We start from the raw sequence: 7,567 nt of genomic DNA, 5'->3' as shown, positions 1-7,567 counted from the left end.
CGCTTAAATATCGTCATCAGATGTTTATGACTCAATTAGAAAATGACTTTGATGATTTTGAGATTGAGAAAGTAGCAGATGTTGCCACTTGCTACTTAAACTTCCTCAAGAACTGGACGTTATCAGAGGATTTTTATGGTTGTATGTTTATCAACGCTTGCGCAGAGTATTCAGATAAACAGTCTTCACCTCATTTAATAGCCAAGCAGCATAAAACTGAGGTTAGGAAATGGCTACTTGATAATTTTGAACAGATAAGTGCGGAAAATGCTAAGCAGAAATCTGACACTTTGTTTGTATTTGGCGAAGGTATTATCGTTGCCGCACAAACGGATCAGGAGTTGTTAGAGTTAAATACTGATTTTTTTAAGGTTTTGGATTAAATTATATCGATACAAGTTAGGTTTTAGCGTATCAGATTCTACGATAGTACTCTGGCAGTTCCAGTGCGAAATTTTGGTATACCCCAACGGAACCATCCAAACAGACCGTTTAAACGATAAACAGGCTACCTAAAATAGACTGATATTAGCGAACTACTTATAGCAAGGGGTGGCGTAAACAACACTATCAATACAATACTAAAAGCCAATACCATTACTTAGGTCATTGAACCGCCGATAAGTTAAAACTCCTCGAGCAATTACTGAAAGCTATCTACTAGATTTTCACTAATTGTCGTCTTGATGACTAGCTTTTCAGGTATCTCTACTGCTTCACCTGTCTTAGGGTTTCTACCTAAACGACTCTTGCGCTTAACCTTTTGAAAATTTGCAAACCCTACTAACTTCAATCTTTCATTTTCTTCGAGGTTAGCTAAAGAGTCGGCTAAAACATCCAAAACTGAGTTTAGTACAACCCTTGCCTCATCTTGATTCACATTTAATTTTGGTGCCAACTCGCTAATGATATCTTGCTTATTCATACTTACCTCTCGTTGTTATTAGAATCATTTTGACTTCATTCCCTTGGTTTGGTGAGGAGATGCCGTAAATGTTAGGTCTCGCGGGGGAGTTTCCCAAACTCTGTGTCACTGCTGCTTACCCCCGATCCATACTTACACAGAATCTGGGATGGGCTCTCGATATTAGTAATACGAATAATAGGCAGCCCAGTTTCTTTGAACAAACTACTTTTAAATGCAAAACCATTTTTGAAATCACACACTTCTCCTAAAGGCTTCCACTCAACCTCAACCCCATCAAGTAGCTTTTCCATATAACCTAACTGACTCATGCCTCAATCTCCGCAACGATTTTATCGATATCAGCACGCAGCTTATCAATCTTAGCGACTGTCGTTTCAAGTTCGCTATTTAAAGTTTTAATATCAATAACCTCACGCGTATCTTCTGCTTCTACGTAAGCACTTACCGATAAGTTATAGTCATTTTTAGCAATATCGCTGTTATCAACGCTTGCAGACAAATAATCCGTATCTTCTTTAGTATCAAACAACGTCATGATCTGCTCGATATGCGCATCGGTTAGCACATTGGTATTGGTCTCTGACTTAAAAAGCTTACTGGCATCAATAAACTGCGTCTTACCCTCTGTTTTGTGCTTGGATAGCACTAAGATATTAACCGAGATACTGGTTCCAAAGAATAAGTTGGGTGCTAAGGAGATCACCGTCTCTACATAGTTATTATCTACCAAATACTGCCGAATCTTTTGTTCAGCACCGCCGCGATAGAATATCCCAGGGAAGCAGACAATAGCGGCGCGGCCCTTACTCGATAAATAGTTCAATGCATGCAGCACAAAAGCAAAGTCCGCCTTTGATTTAGGAGCCAATACCCCCGCTGGTGCAAAACGCTCATCATTAATTAAGGTCGGATCATCACTACCAATCCACTTCACTGAATACGGCGGATTCGAGACAATCGCATCAAAGGGTCTATCCTCCCCAAAATGCGGATCTAGCAGTGTATTACCCAGCTTGATATTAAATTTGTCGTAGTTCACGTTATGTAAAAACATATTCATACGTGCAAGGTTATAGGTGGTGTGGTTAATCTCTTGACCAAAAAAACCCTCTTCAATGATGTGATTATCAAAGTGCTTTTTAGCTTGCAGCAATAAAGAGCCAGAGCCTGCAGCTGGATCGTAGATTTTGTTAACCGTCTCTTGTTTGTGCATCGCAATTTGAGCAATCAGTTTAGACACGCTTTGAGGGGTGAAGAACTCACCGCCTGATTTACCCGCATTGGCCGCATAGTTTGAGATCAGATACTCATAAGCATCGCCAAATAGATCAATCTCACTGTCCTCAAACTGATGCAGTTTAAGGCCCGCTACCCCTTTAAGTACCGCAGCTAAACGAGTGTTTTTATCCGCGACCGTATTACCTAATCGGTTACTGGTGGTATCAAAATCCGCAAACAGACCCTTAATATCAGGCTCAGACGGGTAGCCATTGGCCGAGCTTTCAATCTCTTTAAAGATAGCAGCCAAATCCGTATTTAAGTTCTCATTTCTATGCGCGTTGGCAGCCACATTAGCAAACAGCTGACTTGGGTATATGAAATAACCCTTGGTCTTAATCGCATCGTCTTTAATATCAACATTAATCACTTCATCAGGAAGTGCGGCATAATTAACGCTCTCATCACCCGCCTCAATATAACTAGAGAAGTTCTCACTGATAAAGCGGTAGAACAAAGTCCCCAACACATACTGTTTAAAATCCCACCCATCGACTGAACCACGAACCTCGTTTGCAATTTGCCAAATTTGTCGATGCAGTTCCGCACGTTGTTGGGTACTTGTCATGATAAAAAATCCTATAGGAATAATGATGGGGCTAGAAGCCCCTTATGTTTTGTGTAACTTAAATCGTTATTGAGTACGCTTTGATTAAGGGCAATATACCTTAGCACTGCTAACCGTTTTTGGTTCTATTATATGGTGCTGATATAGGAAACAGTGCTTGTTTTGCCATGGGCATTTTCTTTACAGCTTGCTTCTGCGTCTGTCTTAAGAAAACAAGCATCTGATGATACTAGTAAGGTGCACAGCGTTCGACGATATGTATAATTTTTTGAGTTTTTTATACATATCCTTTTTATAGGTATAGAAAAACGAATTTTTTATACCTATCGCTCAACCAATTTTTCCTCAATCATTTCAGTCAACAACTCAGTCACCGTTTTTCGGCTTTCAAGCGCGTACCGCTTGAGCGCAATGTGTTTATCTCCATCTAAATTAAAATTCACACGTACCGTCTTTTTGGGACTGTCCGTCACATCCGATAAAGCCAATTGATCCTTAACGTTCTTACTAGGACGACCTGCTGATAAACTCATGACTTACTCCTCACCAAAAAATATTTGAATCTCACTGACCAATGCGGTTATCTCTTGTAACGCATTGCTACTAGGCGATTCGGTATCAAATACTGTCTTACCAAGGGCAGCACTATTAGGATAAGCAACTCGCTGCATCACTCTGGTCTCTAATACCGGAAGATTATAATCAAGCAGCGCGGTTGCAACCTCTTTACCAATATTGGTATTTTGAATGGCGCGTGAGACGACAAAGGCTGCCTTTAGTTGGCCATCCATCATCTCAATACGCTGCTGCACTAAATCAACCAAATCGCTGGTTGCCCAGATATCATAGGGGCTCGGCTGCACTGGAATCAATATAAAATCAGCCGCTTTTATAGCAGAAATAGCCAGACTAGTAGCTTGCGGCGATCCATCGATCACCACATAATCTTTATCAGAGACGCTTTTTAAATCTTTATCAAGTGTTGGTCTGTCGAGCCCGATCACTGGTACCGGATTGTCTTCATCAACCGCTCTCCAGTCACGCGCACTGCCCTGCTGATCGCTATCTACTAGCAGAACACTATGGCCTTTCAACTGTAAGCCACGAGCCAGATGCGTTGCGATGGTAGTCTTGCCGCTGCCACCTTTTTGATTTAATACCGCGATTACTTTCATAAATACAGATCCCTGTAGCACGCATTAAGTATATAAGTATATAAGTATATAAGTATATAAGTATATAAGTATATAAGTATATAAGTATATAAGTATATAAGTATATAAGTATATAAGTATATAAGTATATAAGTATATAAGTATATAAGTATAACTAAAATGTACATCACATCACTACTAATAGCAATACTTCATAGTCAAAATAGCATCGTCTTTTCTAACTAGCGTCTATCCATTATGATAGACGTCCTGCATTAAAGACAGCATAATAAACTGCCTACTAATAGGTAAATTGCCGCTATTGAATATCAATTCGAGCTACTAAAACGAATACGTTAGCCACTCATATTCGTTATAATCCGCTCACCAATCAAAACCACTAATCGTTAATGAGGAAATCACTATGGTGAAGTGTCACTTATCGACCATCATGGGCGAAAGACGCCTTAAAATTGCCGATGTCGCAAGGGATACTGGCATCAATCGTGGCACCATTACTCGCATGTATCATGAAGAAGCCACCCGAGTTGACCTAGATGTCATCGAGTCTTTATGCACGTATCTTAGAATCAATGTTGGTGATTTATATGAAATCATAAATGAGAACAGCAGTGAGTCGCCTGAGTGAACACCTTCGCTCATAAGACATTATCACCTTTAAAAGTATAAAAAGACCTATAGAAGGTCATTTTCTCTTGCAATAGATTAAAATATAGGTATAATTTGACCTGTAGTAAGTCATTTTATCCATTATTTATACACAATAATCTACAGGAGAATACCAATGAATAACAATCTATCTCGGCTCAACAGCTGCGCTTGGTTTAGTGAACAGACTAAAGCTTTAGCCTCTCAGCTGTTATCAAATCTACAAGTACAGCAGGGCGTACAACTGGCATCATTACTTGGTGTTGACTCTATCCTTTATAATGATGAAGCGATTTATGTCTGGGTGCAACGACAGCTAGATGACGGTCTTATGATTGATGATTATACGTTAAGCACCCTTGAAACCGCCTTTATAGAGTTGGTCACAGCTCATACTGACCAAGCAGCATAATCGTTTTAGATTAAAAAGGCCTCTCTTATGACCGATAGAGCTTGATATTTATTGCCTTAATAGCCAGTTGTCACCATCTGGCTATTTTTTATTAGCCGATACCATATTTATTGTCACGCTTTTAACGATGATAATTTTGGTGACTGCCCTGATCAGAATAATCTGTCTCACCCAAAGAAAAATCTAGTGGACCCCTATCAGTCGTGCTCACGAATTTCTCCGGTTGGCCCTGTTCCGTAGCATCAACTTTTATTTCCACTTCCTCATTAATAGCTTTTTGACTCTTCTCTTTTTGTTGAATCTCAAATGAATCCTCTTCATCGCCTAAACCTATATCACCGCCTAAACTTTCAATCATGCTTTTGAATAAAAACTTATCAGATTTTCTCGTTAAGAAATCTGGAAAGTGAATAGCAAAGTATTCTCGAATCATCTGTTCATCGTCACCTTTAGTTGCCAATACCTGACCTAAAAATGCCCCCATTAGAATTTTTTGCTTGTTCAGTCGCTTATCTAACTTTACCTGCTGAATCTTAGTTTGGCGTTTCAACTCTTCTAACCGTTGACGCTCTTTCAGCTTATTAGAATCTTGTTTATCAAATATAGATTCAGGCGCTTTATTATTAGTAACTGACATAGTCTCTCTCCTTATAAATAATATATCATTAACCCTAGCAAGGACTTCACCATCATTCAATCACTTATGATATGCTTTAACACAACCACATCAGACATCCGATATATATTATTTTATTGTTTAATGGTTGCGTCCCCCTGACTAAGGGCGAAGCAACGACTCAAAATTTAATCTATCCACTTCGTTACTATCTTAATTTTGAATCCTTCTTCGTTGGGGAAACCCCAAACCCCGCACACCACAAAAGACGTGGTGTGCAAAAAACCCAACATTAGGTTCGCTTATTATGACAATGGTTCATATCAATACTAAAGCAATTTCTCGAAAAGCGGGACAGTCGGCAGTAGCATGCGCCGCCTATCGTGCTGGTGATATTCTTGATGATGTTAAATACGGTAAGACCCACGACTATAGTAAAAAGTCTGGCGTCATGAGTAGTGATATCATTTTGCCATTTGCGCTAAGAGCACTAGGTGTGAATGTCGATAGAGAGATGCTTTGGAATTTGGCTGAGGCAGCAGAGACTCGTTCGGACAGTCGAGTGGCGCGTGAGTGGCTGATTAATCTACCTTATGAGTTGTCTGAGCAAGATCGCCATTCACTGGCAATAGATTTTGCCCAAAAGCTGGTTGATGATATGGACGTGATTGCTGATGTTTGTATTCACCGTCCAGTGATGAAGCTGCCTTTTGATCCTTACGCTAAACCCAGCTCTAAGCGTTTACGCGAAGGGGAGAAAAATCCTGATCCGCGCAATTTTCACGCGCATATTTTAGTCACCACTCGAGCGCCCATCGTTGGGCCCAATAAAACCTTGGCATTTGACCCAAACCTTAAGACCCCGTTTGAGTGGTCTAATAAAAAACGTAAGGCGCATGGTCTGCCGTCATCAATGAAAGAAATTAAGCGTATCCGTGGGATGTGGGTAGATACCGCCAACAAGGTGTTAGCACAACATAATCTACCATTGATGGATGCACGCAGTTATAAAGATCAGAGGCTTGATCAGCAGCCCACCATCAAAATGGGCGTTCATGCAACGGCAATGGAGCGCCGAGGCATCATGACCGAAAAAGGCAATACCAACCGAGCAATCAAAGCACGCAACAAACTGGTTGCTGAGAACCATATCAAACAGGAGGCAGACCATGAGCGACGAATCAAACAACTTAGAGACGGACTTACTCGGGCAACTGAGCAAAATGCAAGACTACATAGACTCATTGGAGGCACAAAACAGCGAGTTGACCTCACAAAACAACTTATTGAAAGCTCAGAACACGACATTGCGTACTGCACAGAACAATCTAACAGAACAGCAGATCGAGTTGACGACACAAACCGATGCATTGAAGACGCAAAACGAGGCGTTGCTTGGGCAGCTGAGCGATGCGAAAACCTACCAAAGTGGATTAATGGAACAGACCGAAGAAGCCAAAAAGCACAACAACGCATTGATCTCTCAAAACAGTGGATTAGTGCAAACTCAAAAAGAGCTGCAAACAGCGAATCAGTCGCTCAGGGCATCCATCAAGGCATTGCAGAGCGAGCAAAACCAGTCCCCAACCCCTTCGATGACGACGCACGACGAGCAAGAGCTGCTCGACTTGATCGACAGCAAAGACAAATTGATCGAGACACTCGAGCAAACCGTTATGAAGATGAGAGAATCTTTGAGTATGTTGAACGTATGAAGCTGCATCTGGCGATGCGCTTACTACAACGTCATCATGAGTCGATGACAATCAGATGGGCACAAGGAGAAACCGCAGAGAACACGCCTGATAAATTTGATCAGCGACAAGTAGCCGTACTCAGCGAGTTTGCAAAGCACCATGGTATTGAGAGCCATGATAAAGCAGTGGAATTTACAGCGCACTTACGCCAAGTGGCCAAACGTTTTGATCACACGCTGGTTGAG

10 protein-coding genes are annotated in these 7,567 nt (G+C 41.0%); 4 read left to right on the top strand and 6 right to left on the bottom strand.

The window, feature by feature from the left end; translation table 11 throughout:
- Positions 1–383 (top strand): TetR/AcrR family transcriptional regulator (locus tag ACT3QQ_RS13325; RefSeq protein WP_444528361.1); only part of this gene is annotated, 383 nt, incomplete at its 5' end.
- Positions 384–643: 260 nt separating this feature from the next.
- Here the strand turns inward: ACT3QQ_RS13325 and ACT3QQ_RS13320 are convergent.
- The 5 genes from ACT3QQ_RS13320 to parA form a co-directional block, all read right to left on the bottom strand.
- Positions 644–925 (bottom strand): HU family DNA-binding protein, encoded by a 282-nt coding sequence (locus tag ACT3QQ_RS13320; protein WP_192529667.1) that lies wholly within the window; start codon positions 923–925, stop codon positions 644–646.
- Between the two features lie 71 nt (positions 926–996).
- On the bottom strand, positions 997–1,236 hold the full coding sequence (locus ACT3QQ_RS13315) for a hypothetical protein (RefSeq protein WP_444519081.1): 240 nt from the start codon (positions 1,234–1,236) through the stop codon (positions 997–999).
- Positions 1,233–2,774, bottom strand: coding sequence for a type I restriction-modification system subunit M (locus tag ACT3QQ_RS13310; protein ID WP_442069773.1), 1,542 nt, complete (start codon positions 2,772–2,774; stop codon positions 1,233–1,235). Before ACT3QQ_RS13310 ends, ACT3QQ_RS13315 begins: the two co-directional genes overlap by 4 nt.
- 323 nt (positions 2,775–3,097) lie before the next feature.
- On the bottom strand, positions 3,098–3,307 hold the full coding sequence (locus ACT3QQ_RS13305; protein WP_192992484.1) for a chromosome partitioning protein ParB: 210 nt from the start codon (positions 3,305–3,307) through the stop codon (positions 3,098–3,100).
- Between the two features lie 3 nt (positions 3,308–3,310).
- The gene (parA, locus tag ACT3QQ_RS13300; RefSeq protein WP_068039576.1) at positions 3,311–3,949 is read right to left on the bottom strand and encodes a ParA family partition ATPase; all 639 of its coding nucleotides are present in this window, start codon (positions 3,947–3,949) and stop codon (positions 3,311–3,313) included.
- A 403-nt stretch (positions 3,950–4,352) separates the two neighbouring features.
- Here parA and ACT3QQ_RS13295 point away from each other — a divergent pair, with 403 nt between their 5' ends.
- Together ACT3QQ_RS13295 and ACT3QQ_RS13290 are read left to right on the top strand one after the other, a co-directional pair.
- Entirely contained in the window at positions 4,353–4,577 is a 225-nt protein-coding gene (locus ACT3QQ_RS13295) for a helix-turn-helix domain-containing protein (RefSeq protein ID WP_192520660.1), read from the top strand.
- A 156-nt stretch (positions 4,578–4,733) separates the two neighbouring features.
- Entirely contained in the window at positions 4,734–5,009 is a 276-nt protein-coding gene (locus ACT3QQ_RS13290) for a hypothetical protein (protein ID WP_192992483.1), read from the top strand.
- Between the two features lie 121 nt (positions 5,010–5,130).
- Here ACT3QQ_RS13290 and ACT3QQ_RS13285 read toward each other — a convergent pair whose 3' ends face one another.
- Positions 5,131–5,646: a hypothetical protein gene (locus ACT3QQ_RS13285; RefSeq protein ID WP_444528360.1), complete on the bottom strand. Its 516-nt coding sequence runs from the start codon at positions 5,644–5,646 to the stop codon at positions 5,131–5,133.
- Positions 5,647–5,932: 286 nt separating this feature from the next.
- On the opposite strand from ACT3QQ_RS13285, the gene ACT3QQ_RS13280 reads away from it, so the two are divergent.
- Positions 5,933–7,567, top strand: a 1,635-nt coding sequence (locus tag ACT3QQ_RS13280; protein ID WP_444528359.1) for a MobA/MobL family protein, incomplete at its 3' end; no start/stop codon positions are given.

Origin of the sequence: Psychrobacter sp. AOP7-A1-24 (genome assembly GCF_052376235.1) — a bacterium.
In the GTDB taxonomy this organism is placed as follows: domain Bacteria; phylum Pseudomonadota; class Gammaproteobacteria; order Pseudomonadales; family Moraxellaceae; genus Psychrobacter.
This window is presented reverse-complemented; position numbering and strand designations above follow the sequence as displayed.